This window comes from Vibrio sp. V39_P1S14PM300 (assembly GCF_009904765.1).
Classification (GTDB): domain Bacteria; phylum Pseudomonadota; class Gammaproteobacteria; order Enterobacterales; family Vibrionaceae; genus Vibrio; species Vibrio proteolyticus.
The window spans coordinates 1-16,937 of the sequence record NZ_WXWP01000123.1; the positions used below are offsets into that span (position 1 = coordinate 1).

13 protein-coding genes are annotated in these 16,937 nt (G+C 54.7%); 4 read left to right on the forward strand and 9 right to left on the reverse strand.

From position 1 onward, the window contains the following. Nucleotides 1–40 precede the first annotated feature (40 nt). Nucleotides 41–1,399 carry a magnesium transporter gene (mgtE, locus tag CAG65_RS05885; RefSeq protein ID WP_021704428.1) on the forward strand — a complete coding sequence of 453 codons (1,359 nt, stop codon included), beginning with the start codon at nt 41–43 and terminating at the stop codon, nt 1,397–1,399. A gap of 50 nt (nt 1,400–1,449) precedes the next feature. Here mgtE and pmbA read toward each other — a convergent pair whose 3' ends face one another. Further along, nucleotides 1,450–2,793, reverse strand: a complete 1,344-nt coding sequence (gene pmbA, locus CAG65_RS05890) for a metalloprotease PmbA (protein ID WP_161452807.1) — start codon at nt 2,791–2,793, stop codon at nt 1,450–1,452. Between the two features lie 110 nt (nt 2,794–2,903). Between pmbA and yjgA the strand changes: the two genes are divergently transcribed. Beyond that, entirely contained in the window at nt 2,904–3,431 is a 528-nt protein-coding gene (gene yjgA, locus CAG65_RS05895) for a ribosome biogenesis factor YjgA (protein WP_161452809.1), read from the forward strand. Between the two features lie 36 nt (nt 3,432–3,467). Here yjgA and thiQ read toward each other — a convergent pair whose 3' ends face one another. The 5 genes from thiQ to mpl form a co-directional block, all read right to left on the reverse strand. Next, a complete protein-coding gene (gene thiQ, locus CAG65_RS05900; RefSeq protein WP_161452811.1) occupies nt 3,468–4,172 on the reverse strand; it encodes a thiamine ABC transporter ATP-binding protein in 705 nt (234 codons plus the stop codon). Between the two features lie 7 nt (nt 4,173–4,179). Beyond that, on the reverse strand, nt 4,180–5,760 hold the full coding sequence (gene thiP / locus CAG65_RS05905) for a thiamine/thiamine pyrophosphate ABC transporter permease ThiP (RefSeq protein WP_161452813.1): 1,581 nt from the start codon (nt 5,758–5,760) through the stop codon (nt 4,180–4,182). A 9-nt stretch (nt 5,761–5,769) separates the two neighbouring features. Beyond that, nucleotides 5,770–6,762 carry a thiamine ABC transporter substrate binding subunit gene (gene thiB, locus CAG65_RS05910; RefSeq protein ID WP_443098381.1) on the reverse strand — a complete coding sequence of 331 codons (993 nt, stop codon included), beginning with the start codon at nt 6,760–6,762 and terminating at the stop codon, nt 5,770–5,772. Between the two features lie 269 nt (nt 6,763–7,031). Beyond that, the gene (locus CAG65_RS05915; RefSeq protein ID WP_161452817.1) at nt 7,032–7,664 is read right to left on the reverse strand and encodes a flavin prenyltransferase UbiX; all 633 of its coding nucleotides are present in this window, start codon (nt 7,662–7,664) and stop codon (nt 7,032–7,034) included. Further along, on the reverse strand, nt 7,661–9,028 hold the full coding sequence (mpl, locus tag CAG65_RS05920; protein ID WP_161452819.1) for a UDP-N-acetylmuramate:L-alanyl-gamma-D-glutamyl-meso-diaminopimelate ligase: 1,368 nt from the start codon (nt 9,026–9,028) through the stop codon (nt 7,661–7,663). Before mpl ends, CAG65_RS05915 begins: the two co-directional genes overlap by 4 nt. 259 nt (nt 9,029–9,287) lie before the next feature. Between mpl and fbp the strand changes: the two genes are divergently transcribed. Further along, a complete protein-coding gene (gene fbp / locus CAG65_RS05925) occupies nt 9,288–10,304 on the forward strand; it encodes a class 1 fructose-bisphosphatase (RefSeq protein ID WP_021704436.1) in 1,017 nt (338 codons plus the stop codon). A gap of 149 nt (nt 10,305–10,453) precedes the next feature. Further along, nucleotides 10,454–10,981: an inorganic diphosphatase gene (gene ppa / locus CAG65_RS05930; RefSeq protein ID WP_021704437.1), complete on the forward strand. Its 528-nt coding sequence runs from the start codon at nt 10,454–10,456 to the stop codon at nt 10,979–10,981. Between the two features lie 46 nt (nt 10,982–11,027). On the opposite strand, the gene CAG65_RS05935 is transcribed toward ppa, so the two are convergent. From CAG65_RS05935 to tamA, 3 genes are read right to left on the reverse strand one after another with little or no spacing between them, the layout of a single operon-like run. Further along, nucleotides 11,028–11,375 (reverse strand): gamma-glutamylcyclotransferase family protein, encoded by a 348-nt coding sequence (locus CAG65_RS05935; protein ID WP_161452821.1) that lies wholly within the window; start codon nt 11,373–11,375, stop codon nt 11,028–11,030. A gap of 9 nt (nt 11,376–11,384) precedes the next feature. After that, a complete protein-coding gene (gene tamB / locus CAG65_RS05940; protein ID WP_161452823.1) occupies nt 11,385–15,152 on the reverse strand; it encodes an autotransporter assembly complex protein TamB in 3,768 nt (1,255 codons plus the stop codon). Then, entirely contained in the window at nt 15,149–16,867 is a 1,719-nt protein-coding gene (gene tamA / locus CAG65_RS05945; protein ID WP_040902308.1) for an autotransporter assembly complex protein TamA, read from the reverse strand. The genes tamB and tamA overlap by 4 nt, the downstream gene beginning before the upstream one ends. Nucleotides 16,868–16,937: the final 70 nt, after the last annotated feature.

Sequence of the window (16,937 nt, forward strand, 5' to 3'; positions counted from 1 at the left end):
ATTCAACGCATTGTCGCAATCACTAGCCAGGGGGAAATGAATGGCAGAGCAAATAGAATTCGATCAAGCTCACCAGGCCCTCCAAGAAATCGCCGAAGCGCTCGAAAACGGCCGTTTTGTCCATGTCCGCCGCCAATTGCAGGATATGGAACCCGAAGACATTGCGTACCTCCTTGAAGCTGCCCCACGAAAAAGCCGTGACGTTCTCTGGCAACTGACTGACCCGGAAGATTACGGGGAAATCCTTGACGAACTCAGTGAAGACGTTAAAGACGCCTTAGTCTCCAAAATGGCCCCAGAGTTGCTTGCCGAAGCGACCGAAGGCATGGACACCGATGACGTTGCTTACGTACTGCGAAGCCTGCCGGACGACGTCTCACGTGAAGTCCTTGGCCAGATGGATGCGGCGGACCGATTACGGGTTGAAACCGCCCTATCCTACCCGGAAGATACCGCCGGCGGACTGATGAACACCGACGTGATCACCATTCGTGGTGATGTGGACGTCGACGTGGTGTTGCGTTATCTGCGTATGCGAGGCGAGTTGCCGGAAACCACAGATGCCATCTATGTGATTGATGAAAACAGTAAGCTGATCGGCGAACTGCCACTGACTACGCTGCTGACTACTCAACCGGACATTAAGGTCAACGAGGTGATGGAAGACGCCGACGATGCGATTCTCGTCGACACCAAAGACTCCGATGTCGCCAGCCTGTTTGAACGTCGGAACTGGGTCTCTGCGCCGGTCATTGATGAAAACCAGTACCTGGTTGGTCGTATCACCATCGATGACGTGGTCGACGTGATCCGTGAGGACGCGGAGCACTCCATGATGAGCATGGCGGGTATGGACGACGACGAAGACACCTTTGCGCCAGTGTTTAAATCGGCGCGCAAACGCAGTATCTGGCTGGGCGCAAACGTGCTGGCCGCTCTGGCTGCCGCGTCGGTATCTAACCTGTTTGAAGCCACGTTGGCACAGATGGCGGCGATAGCCGTTCTGATGACCATCGTACCTTCGATGGGCGGCGTAGCCGGTAACCAGACCGTGGCGCTGGTGATTCGCGGTATCGCTCTGGGTCACATCGGTGACAGTAACAAACGCGAACTACTGATGAAAGAAGCGGCGATCGGCTTTCTCAACGGCATCACCTGGGCGCTGATCATCGGCGGAATCGTCGTGGCGTGGAAAGGCAACTGGATGCTGGGCGGCATTATCTCTGCGGCGATGATGACCAACTTATTTGTCGCCGGAGTCGCCGGGGTGACCATCCCGATCATCTTAAAGAAGATGAACATCGATCCGGCATTGGCCGGCGGGATGGCCTTAACCACCGTCACCGATGTGGTCGGCCTGTCTGCCTTCCTCGGCATGGCCACGCTGCTCCTCAACTAAAAACAAAAAAGGTTGGCAATGCCAACCTTTTTTATTGCGCATGTCCCGGATTATTCCCCGGCGACTTTCATCGATTCCAGTAAGATTGAACCGGTCTGAATTTGCGAGCGTTCCTCGACATCATTGCCCACCGCCACAATCTGCTGGAACATCTGTTTGAGGTTACCGGCTATGGTGATTTCCGACACCGGATACTGGATTTCGCCATTCTCGACCCAGAAGCCCGCCGCGCCACGTGAGTAATCGCCGGTCACAATATTAACCCCCTGTCCCATCACTTCCGTCACCAGCAAGCCTGTACCCAGCGCTTTGAGCATCTGCTCAAAGCTCTGACCAGTCGACTTCACATACCAGTTGTGAATGCCACCTGCATGCCCGGTCGGGGTCATGTTCATCTTGCGCGCCGCATAACTGGTCAGCAGATACGTCGCCAGCACACCATCGGTAATGATGTCACGATCCTGAGTCACTACCCCTTCGCTGTCAAACGGGCTGGACGCCAGACCACGCAACACATGCGGACGCTCCTGAATATTAAACCACTCAGGCAATACCGTCTGGCCAAGCTGCTCAAGCAAGAACGACGATTTACGATACAGATTGCCACCGCTGATCGCCATCACCAGATGCCCCATCAGGCCCGTTGCCACGTCAGCGGCAAACATCACCGGAAATTTCCCGGTCGCCAGACGCCGGGCATCCAGTCGGCGCACAGTCTCTTCCGCGGCTTTCTGGCCGACAACCTGGGGGGACCACAGATCGTCACGATGGCGGGCCACTGTATAGCTGTAATCGCGCTCCATCTCACCATTGACGCCCTGACCAATCACACAACAACTGGTGCTGTGGCGACTGGATGCGTAACTGGCCAACAGGCCATGACTGTTGCCATACACTTTGACACCGTAATGGCTGTCATAGCTGGCACCGTCACTTTGTTTGATCTTGTCGCTGTACGCCAGTGCTTGCTGCTCGGCCGCAATCGCGATCTGCGCCGCGTGATCCGGGTCCGGCGTATCTGGGTGAAACAGATCCAAGTCCGGGATCTCGCTGACCATCAACTCTTTCGGTGCCGGGCCGGCAAAGGGATCTTCAGAGGTGAACTGAGCAATGTCGAGCGCCGCCAGCACGGTTTGCTGAATGGCTTTTTCGCTCAGATCGGAGGTGGACGCACTGCCTTTGCGCTGACCGCGGTACACAGTGATACCGAGTGCTCCGTCGCTGTTAAACTCAACATTTTCCACTTCACACATCCGGGTCGACACACTCAACCCTGTGGTTTTAGTGATCGCGACTTCCGCCGCATCGGCTTGCTTCGCAGCCATCTCCAATGCGCGGGCGACGGCGGCTTCCAGCTCAACACGTTGTTGAGCAACTTGCTGTTTTACGTCCATATCTCATCAAATCTGATTGGTGTTACCGTTAGGATAACAAGAATTTCGCTTTCTCCCCACGATGTTTGTTAAAATAACAGCATTGACCACCTAAATTTAAGGCAAGCACAATGGCCCGTAAGAATCAGAAAGCGCCATGGGAACCAGAAGAAGAGATCATCTGGGTCAGTAAATCAGAACTCAAGCGTGATATGGAAGAGCTGCAGAAGCTGGGTGAAGAGCTGGTAAACCTCAAACCAGCAGTACTCGAAAAAATGCCGCTGAGTGACGACCTGTTTGATGCGATCAAAGATGCACAACGTTTCAAAAACGAAGCACGCCGCCGTCAGTTGCAGTTTATCGGAAAGCTGATGCGTACCGAAGATCCGGAACCGATTCAAGCGGCACTGGATAAAATCCGTAACAAACATTCACAGGCGACTGCGGTGCTGCATAAACTGGAAACGCTGCGCGATCGCGTTGTAGAAGAAGGCGATCATGCCATCGAAGAGGTCATGGAACAGTATCCGTCAGCCGATCGTCAGCGTCTGCGTCAGCTCGCCCGTCAGGCCGCCAAAGAAAAGCAGGCCCAGAAGCCGGCCAAAGCGTACCGGGAGATTTTCCAGATCCTCAAAGCACTTAACGACGAAGACGCCTAGTCATCCCAATAAAAAAGCTGGCCTGAGCCAGCTTTTTTATTGTCCGGCGCGGACAAACTCGCGCAGCCCGGCGTGCGTGTGCTGTTCGCTGAGCGCGCTGATCGCCGCACTCACCTCAACCCGTCCGTTTGCCATAAAAGCGAAGTCACTGGCGATGGTACGTGCGTCACTCAAGTGGTGGGTCACCATCAATACCGTGATATGCCGCTCTGCGGTCAGGCGCTTCACCAGCGCCAGCATCTCTTCGCGCAGAACTGGGTCCAACGCCGAGAATGGCTCGTCGAGTAGCCAGATGGGGTGAGGCTGAACAAAACAGCGCGCCAACGCCACCCGTTGTCGCTGACCGCCAGAGAGCTGCTCCGGCAACCGGTCGAGATACGCGCCCACCCCCACCTGCATCGCCGCCTGCTCCACCTGCTCCCGTTGCGCGGCGCTCAGTTTCAGTCCGGGATGCAATCCCAGTCCAATGTTCTCACGCACCGTAAGGTGAGCAAACAGATTGTGTTCCTGAAACAGCATGGCAAAAGGCCGTTCAGACGGCGCTTTCCCCACCACCGACACACCGTCTGCCAGAATATCGCCCCGTAATGGGGCAATGAATCCGGCCACCAGCGCCAATAAGGTGGATTTCCCAGCCCCACTGGGGCCCATCAACGCCACGATCGATCCGGCCTCAACCGTCAGGTCAAAGGTAAAAAGTTCCCGGTGGTACTCATACTCCACCTGATTCAGATTTAACACACACACCTCACTGACGGGCTTTAAACAGAGCTTCAATCACGGTAAAACAACTAACACTGAGCAACAGCAGCGTCAGCGAGACCACCGCTGCCGCTTCCATTTGGTAGCTGCCGAGCAACTGGAATAAATACAGCGGCAGCGTGCGGAACTCCTGGCTGCCAAACAACGCAATCGCGCTTAAGTCACCCATTGACAACATAAAGCTGATCGCAAAAGCGTGCGCGATCGGACGACGCAAAGCGCGCCACTCAACGATGCGCAGTCGCTGCCAACCACGCATTCCTAAGCTGGCACACAATAACTGGTACTGCTGCGCCAGATGCAACATAGGCTGTGACAGCGTTTTAATCACATACGGCAGGGCCATCAGGCCGTTCACCGAAACCACCACCAGCATCGCCATGCTGAACACATCGGTCAGCGCCCGGAGCAACAAAAACAACCCAGTGCTGATCACCAGCCCCGGCGTCACCAGAATGATGGTGCCAACCAGTTCCAGCTGATCGGCACGGCGATGGCGGGAATGGAGTCGCCAGGCCCGACTGGTCAGCAGGATCAATACTCCCGCGCAGAGTGCGAACACACTGGCGAGCAACGCCACACGCAGGGACGCCCACAAGGCAGACCAGAACTTATGATCCGCCAGCACCAACCCCGCTTGCGCGTTAAACCCGCTCAGCACCACCATAACCAGTGGCGGCAACACCAGCACCAGAACAGCCATGATCCAAAAGCTATCCCAGGCTTTTGACCACCGACTGTCCTTAAACTGAAAGCGCTGCGGACTGAGGCTACCAGGCGTGACAGGCAGTGGCTTAGTCAAGCGTTGAATCGCCAACGCCAGCGCCCCGCAAAGCAGCATCTGCCACAGTGCCAACAAGGCTCCGGCCTGCAAATCAAAGTCGAATTTGATGGCCTGATAAATGGCGAGTTCAATGGTGGTCGATTTTGGTCCGCCTCCCAGCGCCATCACCGTAGCGAAGCTGGTAAAGCACAGCATGAACACCAATCCGCACACGTGCGGCAGTTGTTGCCTCAGCCGCGGCCACTCAACCCATTTGAATTTGTGCCAGGATCCCATCCCCAGATGCGCACACAGTTTGTGCTGCTCTTCCGGAATGCCATCCAGCGCCTGCAACAATAACCGGCTGGCGTAAGGCAGATTAAAAAACACATGGGCCAGCAAAATGCCGTTCAGACCATAAATGGAAAACGGCAACTGAGCATCAAGTGCACTCAACCCCTTTGCCAACAGACCACTGTTACCATAAATCGCCAGCAGGCCAAACACGCCCACCAACACGGGCAACACCAGCGTGGTGGCAAACAGCTTCAACAACAACGCTTTGGCGAAAAACTGGCGACGCGACAACGCATGCGCCACCGGAATCGCCAGACCGACACTCAACAATGTCGACAACAAGGCCTGATAAAAACTAAAACGGGTGACATGGCGATAGTAAGGGTCACCCCATACTGCCGTGATATCCAGGGAGGGCGCCGCGGTCAGCAGCGCAGCAAATGCGGAAATAACAAAGGCCGCGATGATCACCGCGACCCCGAGACCGATTTTAGGAACTGAATTCAAACGCCGCCCTTAAAATGTCAGTGCGCTTTGCCACTCACGAATCCATGTTTTGCGCATCTTCGCCACTTCCTCTGGCGAAAAACTCAGTGACTCGGTCGGCACCACCAATGAATCAAACGCTTTTGGCAACGCCACATCCGTCACCGGATACATCCAATTTCCGGTCGGGATCACCGTCTGAAAATCCTTGCTGAGGATAAATTGCATAAACGCATCCGCCAGTTCAGGCTGCGGGCTGTTTTTGACTTTCGCCGCCACTTCCACCTGAGTGTAATGCCCTTCACTGAAGGCCGCCGCGACGTACTTGTCATTCTGTTCAGAAACTTGGTGATACGCTGGCGATGTGGTGTACGACAGTACTAAATCTGATTCCCCTTCGAGGAACATGGAATACGCCTCCGACCAGCCTTTGGTCACGGTCACGGTTTTGCCGGCCAGCTGCTGCCAGGCCTTGCTGGCGTTATCCCCGTACACCGACTTCATCCACAGTAATAACCCCTGGCCGGGTGTCGAGGTACGCGGATCCTGATAAATCACTTTCAAATCATCACGCTGCTCGACCAGCTCTTTGAGGCTTTGGGGCGGGTTGGATAACGTCTGCTTGTTGTAAACAAACGCAAAGTAGCCGTAGTCGTACGGCACAAATGTGTCGTCGTGCCAGCCACCTGGTAGCAGGACCGACGACGTATCCACCTGATGTGTGGTCAGTAGTCCGGTCTGACGCGCTTCTGCCATCAGATTGTTGTCCAGGCCCAGTACCACATCCGCCTTACTGTTTTTTCCCTCCAGACGCAGACGGTTGAGAATCGACACGCCGTCATCCAGAGCAACAAAATTGACGTCACAACCACACTGCGCTTCAAACGCTTTCTCGATTTTCGGCCCCGGGCCCCAGTCAGCCGCGAACGAATCATAGGTGTATACGGTAAGCGTTTTATCGGCCGCCCAAACCGGGCTGGCGGTCAAAGTGCCAACGATGGTCGACAATGTGGTTAGCGCCACGGCGCTGAAAGTGGTGTTCACTGCTCGCTCTCCTTGTTCGAGCGGCACAGGGTTGAGGAAGGAGAAAAAGATGAAAATACGGTGCTCCTGACTCAATTCCTACGCCAGCATTATCTGGATCAGGTAATCATAAGGCCGGCCTAGCTTGGCTGACCTTATCGTGCGGGTCCCGAAAACGTTCGATCTCAGCTGGCATTCACACTGTGAATACTTCGCTCCCCGTTGAGTGACTGGAATTGTAAAGGCTATTGGAACGAAACGCTACTGACTCAGTTCTCATTCCGCTGATCGTACCCCCAGCGCGGCACTAGTCCCTGTTCAACGCCGAGGTGATCGAGAATGCGGGCGACCATAAAGTCGACCAGCTCCTCAATTGTCTCCGGCTGATGATAGAAACCAGGCGCGGCGGGCATGATCGTCACGCCCATCTGCGACAGTTTGTGCATATTTTCCAGATGCAGCGTCGAAAAAGGCGTCTCACGTACCACCAACAGCAATTGGCCTCGCTCTTTCATCACCACATCAGCCGCCCGTTCAATCAGATTGTCCGACATACCATGAGCGATCGCAGCGACACTGCCCGCCGAGCACGGGCAAACCACCATCTGTTTCGGTGCGGCTGAGCCGGACGCCACCGGAGAGAACCAATCTTCCTTACCGCACACACTCAGCTTGTCCGGATCGCAATTGAGGTGTGCCACCAGTGCCTGCTTCGCAGCCTCCGGACCGCTGGGCAGTTTCAGGCCGTGTTCAGTGGCCAGCACCACACGCGCGGCCGACGAGATCAGCAGATAGACCTGATAGTCCGCGGCCAACAGGCACTCCAGCAAACGTAGACCGTATGGCGCACCGGAAGCGCCGGTCCACGCCAGCGTAATTGCTTTAGGATGTCCTTGACTCATGCTTGCTCACTCTTTGCTGTCAGGGCTGAGAGCAACTTGGTATGGATCCCCTCAAACCCGCCGTTGCTCATCACCAGGATCTGATCCCCCGGTCGGGCCTGAGCGACGATCTGTGCGACGAAGGCATCAATGTTCTCTCCCACATACGCCGGTTGCTGACACTCGTCCGCCACCTCTTGTACCGACCAGGCAATGTTGTCCGGCTGAAACAGGAACACGCTGTCTGCCTGATGCAATGAGGCCGCAAGCGTTGCTTTGTGCACCCCTTTTTTCATCGTCGCAGAACGCGGCTCGAGAACCGCCAGAATGCGCTGCCCGCCCACCTTGTTACGCAGGCCACCGAGCGTCAGCTCAATGGCGGTCGGATGGTGGGCAAAATCGTCGTACACCGTGATGCCGCCAACTTCGCCTTTTAACTCCAGACGACGCTTAGTGTTAATGAACCGACCCAAAGCTTCACACGCCAGCGGCGGAGTCACCCCGACGTGACGCGCAGCGGCGATCGCCATCAGCGCGTTATCAACGTTGTGATCGCCAACCAGTGACCAGCGCACCGTGCCAGCCAGCTCACCCTGAAAATAGACATCGAATTCGGATCCGTCCGCCACCCGCTTGTGCGCGCGCCAGTCGCTCTGCGCACCGCTGAACTCGCTTTCGCTCCAGCAGCCACGCGCCAGCACGTCCTCCAGCGCCTGATCGCCCGCCGGTGCCAGGATCCGGCCATTGCCCGGAACCGTCCGCACTAAGTGATGGAATTGTCGCTTGATCGCCTCTAGATCATCGAAAATATCCGCATGATCGAACTCAAGATTGTTCATGACCAAAGTGCGTGGGTGGTAATGCACGAACTTTGAACGCTTATCGAAAAAAGCGCTGTCGTATTCGTCCGCTTCGACGACAAAAAACATGCTGTTGCCCAGCCGCGCGGAAACACCGAAGTTACCGAGCACGCCGCCGACCAGAAATCCTGGCTCATAACCGCAGGCTTCGAGGATCCACGCCAGCATACTGGACGTGGTGGTTTTGCCATGTGTACCCGACACCGCCAGTACCCAGCGATCGTGCAACAGAAACTCCTGCAGCCATTGTGGCCCGGAGGTGTAACGTAAATTGGTGTTAAGTACATGTTCCACGCACGGATTGCCGCGACTCATGGCATTGCCAATCACCACCAGATCAGGTTTAGGCTCCAGCTGTGACGGATCAAAACCTTCAATAATTTCAATCCCCTGAGATTCCAGCAGCGTGCTCATCGGCGGATAAACGTTCGCATCCGAGCCGGTGACTTTGTGCCCCAGTTGTCGGGCCAGGATTGCAGCCCCGCCCATAAACGTGCCGCAGATCCCTAAGATATGAATGTGCATAAACCTAACCTGTCCATCGGGTTGTCAAAGAACCCCCATTATACTCAAGTGGCCTGAATATGCTCGCCTCTGCGCACGAGTTTGCAAAAACATGAAAGTCGACAAATGAATTGAGATCTCAGTCAGTTACTTCATTACCATTAATAAGATCTAGCACATAAAATTAGCCTTGCATGCAGTCCCTTGAACACAGTGCCCACCAAGAGGCAGGAAACTGCATCGATTTCCCCCGATTCCCTGAGAAAGTTAAGGATACAACATGTCTGAAATGCGCACCCTTGGCGAATTCATCGTTGAGAAACAACATGATTTCCCCCACGCTAGCGGTGAACTTTCCTCTCTTTTGTCCTCTATTCGTATTGCTGCGAAGATCGTAAACAGAGAGATCAATAAAGCCGGTCTGGTTGATATCGTTGGTGCCGTTGGCACGGACAATATCCAGGGCGAAGAGCAGCAGAAACTGGACGTTTTTGCCAACGAGAAATTCAAAGCCGCTCTGGAAGCCCGCGACCAGGTGTGTGGTGTTGCCAGTGAAGAAGAAGACGAAGCGGTCGCGTTCAGCAAAGAGCTGAACAAAAACGCCAAGTACGTGGTTCTGATGGATCCACTCGACGGCTCCTCAAACATCGACGTCAACGTATCTGTCGGTACCATTTTCTCTATCTACCGCCGAGTATCCCCTGTCGGCACGCCGCCAACCGAAGAAGATTTTCTTCAGCCTGGCCACAAACAGGTTGCCGCTGGCTACGTGATTTACGGCTCGTCTACCATGCTGGTGTACACCACCGGAAATGGCGTCAATGGGTTTACTTACGATCCGTCGCTGGGCACTTTCCTGTTGTCCCATGAAAACATGATGATTCCGCAGGACGGGAAGATCTACTCGATCAACGAAGGCAACTACATTCGTTTCCCGATGGGCGTGAAGAAGTACATTAAATACTGCCAGGAGAACGTCCCGGAAGATGGTCGTCCCTACACGTCACGCTACATTGGCTCACTGGTGGCAGATTTCCACCGCAACCTGCTCAAAGGCGGCATCTACCTCTACCCAAGCACCCAAAGTCACCCGAACGGTAAACTGCGTCTGCTGTATGAGTGCAATCCGATGGCGTACCTGATTGAACAGGCGGGCGGCACAGCCTCCGACGGTAAGATGCGCATTCTCGACATCAAACCGACCGAGTTGCACCAACGTGTACCGTTCTTTGTCGGTTCAAAAAACATGGTCTCTAAGGTCGAAGAGTTCCTCGCCACCTACCCGGAAGAACATTAATTCCGCAAATCGACAACGCCAGCGTCTGCTGGCGTTTTCATTTGGGCGTTAATTCGCGTCTGATTATTTACGCGCTGGCGGTTTCTCGCTAAAGTTAGCCTGTCTAAAATACAGGGCCTGTCAGCCCGATACTTGAAAAGGAAACTACAATGAGCCTCAACAACGTTCCTGCAGGTAAATCTCTGCCAGATGATTTGTACGTGGTAATCGAAATCCCTGCAAACGCTGATCCGATCAAATACGAAGTCGATAAAGACTCCGGCGCGGTATTCGTAGACCGTTTCATGTCTGCGCCTATGTTCTACCCATGTAACTACGGTTACGTGAACCACACTCTGTCGCTGGACGGCGATCCGGTAGACGTACTGGTTCCGACTCCGCACCCACTGATGCCAGGCTCAGTTATCCGTTGTCGTCCGGTTGGCGTACTGAAAATGACGGATGAGTCAGGTGAAGACGCGAAAGTCGTCGCAGTGCCGCACAGCAAGCTGTCAAAAGAGTATGACCACATTCAAGACGTGAATGACCTGCCAGAGCTGCTGAAAGCACAAATTACTCACTTCTTTGAGCGTTACAAAGAGTTGGAATCCGGTAAATGGGTCAAAGTTGACGGTTGGGAAGACGTAGAATCGGCACGCAAAGAGATCCTGGAATCTTACGAGCGCGCGCAGAAATAATTGCCCGATACGCATAAAAAAGAGCCAGCTGTTGCTGGCTCTTTTTTTATACCCGCTGACACCAGTCACCGGAGTCCACCAGCTCATCGAGATGGCCGCTGCCCTGGTAGAGATAAATCCACGCTTCGCCAAAAGGCGTGGTGAGAGTTTCACGCCGGTACTCCACTGGTACATCTTCGAGAATATCAAGCCGTTGCAAAGTAGCGTCGTCGACCAGATACACTTCTCCCTGAATCGACTGATGTCCGTTGATCAGCGCCGGATAGGTGCCGAGATCATACAAGGCAAATTCCGGCAAGGTTTCGTGACTGCCTAGCAGCTGGCTGTCGGCCAGAAAATCATGATGACGCTGCCCCTGACGCAGGGTGCCATAGACAAAAACCAGATGCTGCATAACCACTCCTTAATCAAACTCAAACTGGTACAACAAATCCACCGCGCTGTCGATGCCGCTGACCGCTTCGAGGTAGAGATCTTTCATCAAGCGATAACGGACGGTAAATTCCCCCACCGAATCAAAGATACCGACACCGTACTTCACCTGTAAACCAGGCAGAATATAGCCGCTGACAGTGACCTGTGAATCGTCACCGGAGCCTTGGGTATCCAATTGCAGATCCTGCACCCCAAACGCCTCACCAATCTCACCCACGACTTTACCACTTTTCGCCAGACTCAGTCCGATCAACGCCGTGTACATGGCGTTTCCGTCCGATTCCGCGCCAATGTCCTGACCGCGTAGCAGGTAAGACAGAGCGTTGGCTTGCGGCATCGCCGGATCAGAGAAAATCGTGATGGTTGGCTGATCGGCCGGGCCAGTCACTTTCACCCCGGCGGTCACGTCGTCCTGCGTATTGTCCGGGTCACGCACCGCCGTGATCGCCACATACGGCTGGTCCACCGGACCATTCATCAGAATTTTACCTTCCTGAATGATCAGTTCCTGCCCAAACGAGCGATACTTACCGTCTCGAATGTTCACCTCACCCACAATATAGGTGCCTTTTTCCTGTTGTGTCACCTTAAGGTCACCCACCAGGTTCCCTTGCAGACCAAATGCCGACAGACGGAAATCATCGCCGATATTAATGGTCACGTTGGTTTCCAGCTTAAACGGCACGCCTTCATCGCCGTTGAGCGGCTGCAGCTCTTTATTGAGCAGCACCTGATCTTTCGACACACTGACCGCACTCGGCGGCAGGTCTTTGACTTCGATACGTCCCCAAGGCAGGCCGATATTCCCGCTCACTTTGGCCAACTCCGGTGTCACCGATATGGTCATATCCGGCACCACTTTGACTTTCACCATCGGCGGCAAATCCACTTTCAGTTCATCGGCGAACACACGCAGATTGACGTCCCAGGCGCTGAGATCGCGCCAGTTGGCATCACCGGTCGCTTTCAGTTCCCCATCCGGAGTATTGATCGAAGCGTTAAGCGTGGCGGTATCACCGTTGAATTGCGTGACCACCTGACCAGACTGCACTTCCACAGGCGAAATATCGCCCGCCACCATGAGGTCTCTGACCAGCATTTCACCATAGACTTTAGGTTCCAGCATTGGCCCGCTGAAGGTCAGATCGGTTTCAATATTCGACTGAACTTGGCTGTACTCGCCCACAACAGGGGCCAGGAAGTCGAGATTGAAGGTACTCAGCTTGAGATTCCCTTTCATCTCCCGCTGCTCACTGCTCAGTTTTGGAATGCTGATCTGGCCCGACACATCACCGTTGTCGGTCACATCGAAACGCCACTGGGCATCGAGTTGATCGTTGGCGACATTGGCGGTCAGCAGCACACTGTCCCAGCCAAACACCAGTGGCGCATCGAGCTTTTGCGCCACCTGGCCTTTGGGCATTTCGACCGTCACTTTGGCTTGTGGCGGCTTATTCGGCGCCCATTTCGCCCACACATTCGCGTTGACTTCCCCTTGCAGCTGCGTGTCATCTGGAATGAAGGCTGTCAACTGACTAAAGCGGAACTGTTTCAGGCTCAGCTGCGCCTCACCTTGTTCCCCTACCTGAATGTCTTTGTCGAGACACAATGACGCATCGCCTTGCAGCCAACAATGGGCACTGACCGCTGCCAATTGCTTGTCGAGGTTGTATCCCAGTCCGGTCGGTTTCGCCAGATTCCAGGTCCCCTGCTGGGATGTGATCTCAGCTCGCTCCAGTTGGCCACGCCAATCCATCACTGGCTTCTCCTTAAGACTGCCATTCAGCGCCAGACTGACGGAGGCCAGATTAGAAGCCAGATCCAACGTCAGGTTGTGACTGGCCTGACCGCCGGTAACCGCCAGCGCCAGACTGTCAAGGCGGTTGTCCTGATACGTGGCATCTTGCGCAGTCAGCGTGACGTTGGCTTTGACCTGAGGCAACGGCGTTACGTCACCTTGCAAACGCAGGGTTTTCAGTGTGGCCTCGTCTTTCCACTTCACGTCGTTGACGTTGAGCAACAGGTTAACGTCCGGCTCGGCCAGCTTACCGCGCAGTGCAACATTACCCTGCACACGGCCCGCCAGATCCGGCACCGATTTCGCCAGTTGTGGGAAATCAATCGCCAGATTCATCTGCCACTGCTTGTTCAACTCGCCTTCCGCCGTCACCCGGTTCGGGCCATGCGATAGCACTATGCCCGGTGTCGACAGGCGGATATCGCCATTGGCGGCTTTATCCGATGCGGTCAGACTGCCCTCAAAATTGAGCGGGTAGTCACGCAGTACACCGTCAATATCAAACATCGGCAAATCGACCTGCCAACCTCCTTGGTCGCTCAGCGAGCCACTGGTTTTCAGTTCACCACTGATGTTACCTTCCGCCTCTGGCCACTGCAGGCCCGGCTGAATGTTGGCCAGCTTGATCGCCGCGCGCCAGTTGATCGGCGCGTCCCAGTTAGCGAAAGCATTACCACTGATATCGCCACCGAGGGTATTGATGTTCAGCGACGTCAGTTCAATCTGTTTGATGTCTCCTTTCCCCTCCAGGCTAACCTCGGTATCCGGGACGTCTTTCCCCTGCGCGCTGGCCGCCAGTGCAACCTGATACCCTTCTAGCGAGCCGGATGCACTCAGCTTTTTAAGATCAACAAAGTAATCCCCCTTGCCCGTCAGCGGCCACTGCGCTTTGGTCTGATCAATCAGGACATCAAACGGCAACGTTGGCTCCAGTGGTTGCAGTTTGGCTTCAACCTGGCTCTCGACCACACCCCCGAGCTCGGCGTGCACGGTCAGATTTTTTACGCTGCCGCCCACCGATAAGGCCAATTCCTGACCATTGGCCGGCTCCTCTCTGACCAGAGCTGTAGCGTCCAGTGTCAACGGGTAGCCTTGACGTAATTCAACCTGAGTCTTGAGATCGGCTTTGATCTGCGGCATATCCAGCGCCAGTTTATCCACCCGCACCTGATACCCTTTAGCAAACGCTTTGAGGCCAAGGTGATTGACCACCAACGGCGTTTCCTGCTGGAGCGTAAAACGGCGCACATCAATACCAGCCACATCGACCGTCAGCGGGATCCAGACTTCAGGTAACACGATAGGTGCCGGCTCCGTTGCCGCAGTTGGCGATAGCGCCGGCTCAGCATCCGGTTCGGCCGGTGGCGCTAAAGCCACCACGATGTCTTCCAGCGTGGTCGGACTGAGTTTCAGCACGTCGCCTTTAAATGATGCCGCCGTAGTGAATCGTTGCCAGCGAACCTTGTTGCCGAGAATATCCAGTTTGATATCACTGAGTGACAAATTGCCAAGCAGGATCGGGATCGGAGAAGAAATGGACGTGACCGGCTCAGAGTCGGGAGCAGGCGGGGCATTCGGATCTTCCGCTGGCAACTGCGGCATGGAAAAATCCAGTCCGTCGATGGCCAGCTTGGTGATGCACACTGAAGGCTCAAGGAAACAGTTGGGATGCAGTCCGAGACTGATGCTGCGCGCCTGCATATCAATGAAAAGGCTCTCATCCTGATAGCGGACACCACTGAGGGTAAATCCGGGCAGCAAGGCACCTTCGGCGTCTTCGACCTGTAGCTGTGGCAGCGCTTTCTGCGCCCCCCATACCATCATATTCAGGCCGGGCTGGGTATAAAGCAGGGTAGCCAGTAAAACCACCAAGGTAAAACACAGCAGCAGGAATGCCAGCGTAATCCACTTGGTCCAGCGAATCGCGTGATGAATCATAGCTCTGGCCCCAGCGAGAAGTGAATACGGAACTCATCACCCGGATTGGCATCCAGCCCCCAGGCAAAATCGAGTCGGATCGGCCCCACCGGAGACCCCCAGCGAATACCGACTCCGGTGCCGCGGTGCCAGTCCGGTGTGTCGTTAAAGGCATCACCGATGTCGTAAAACAGCGCCCCCCACCATTTGCCGGTCAGGCGATACTGATACTCAAGTGAACTGGTGGCAATGTATTTGGCACCGGTCAACGAGCCGCTGCTGTCACGCGGCGAAATCGATTCATAGCCGTAACCCCGGATGCTGTTGTCACCACCGGCGAAGAAACGCAGAGAAGGCGACAACTTGTCCAGTTCGTCGGTAATGTTGGCACCGCCGTCGAGGCGGAAAATGGCACGATGGTTTCGGCCCATGCTGTGGATCCAACCTGCGCCGCCCATTACACGCAGCACATCGGTTTCCGACAACATGTCGTTGCTGCCGACTTCCAGCGTCAGGTTGACCCGTTGTCCGGTGTAAGGCATCGGACCACCGCGGGTACGGGTGCGTGAATAGGAAATGCCCGGCAGCACAAATTGCGCCGCGTCATCCTGGAGCCCCTGTTCGTAGTTCTCAATCAAATAACGTACGTAAGCGGTGCGATGCCAGCCGCTCTCTAACAACCAGTGCCGTTCCACCGCCAGATTGGACTCGATACTTTTAGTGTCACGCTTATCAACATGCTTCATCCCATAAGCAATCCGGTAGTAGTCGTTGAGTACATCATCGAGCGGTATCTGATAGCTGGCGGTAATGGTCTGTTCCGGCTGCGAAAGCGAAAAGCTGCTGTCAAAACTGTGTCCCTTAGCGTTCACCCAAGGCTTTTTCCATTTCAGCGTACCGCGCACGCCAACGTCGGTGGAATAGCCGATACCGGTTTCAATCTTATTGCGCGCCTGCGGTGCCAGAGACACTTTGACCGGCAATTCCCGGGACTTGCCCAGATAGCTCAGATCAGGCTCCACAAACACCGATGAAAACCAGTCGGTATTGGACAAATTCTGATTGTATTCCCCCACCTGACTGACCAGATACGGGTCACCTTGTGTATACGGTTGGATCGAACGGACTCGATCATCGTCGATCTGGCTGCCCGATACAGAGGTTTCACCAAAATGGTAACGAATGCCACTGTCATAATGGAGACGGATCATGGCTTCATTCAGTTCCGGTACCACTTCGAGACGGCTGAGCGTGAACTCACCATCAAAATAGCCCCGCTGCAACGCAAGGTTGGTCATACCGGATTTGAGACTGTCGTATTGATTGTGCTTGAGCCGCTTACCTTCTTTGATGCCACTTTGTCGGATCAGACGACGAAACGCGCGATCTTTTTCTGCTTCACCGCTGACGAGAATGTCCACTTCCTTGATCTTGACCGACGGCCCCTTTGCCACGTTGACGACCAGTTTGGTGTCACTGCCATCCTCGATCACCTCAAACTTAAACGTCGGATGGTAATAGCCGAGCGCATTGAGAGCCTGGGTGATGCTTTCTTCTAGACGCGACTGAAATCTCAGGCTGACGGAATACTCGGAAGCGGGAATGGATGACAGATAAGCCTCCACATTATCTTCCAGTTCTCCTTTCAGTCCGGTGACCGATAACTCGACATCATTAGCCTGCGCCAGACAAGGCATGAGCAGGGCTAATAAAACTGGCAATGGTTTTCTTATCATGTTTAATTAGGAGACGTTGAAAATCGAGAATGATTATTAACTGAAATAATACCGTTAATCAGGTACTAAG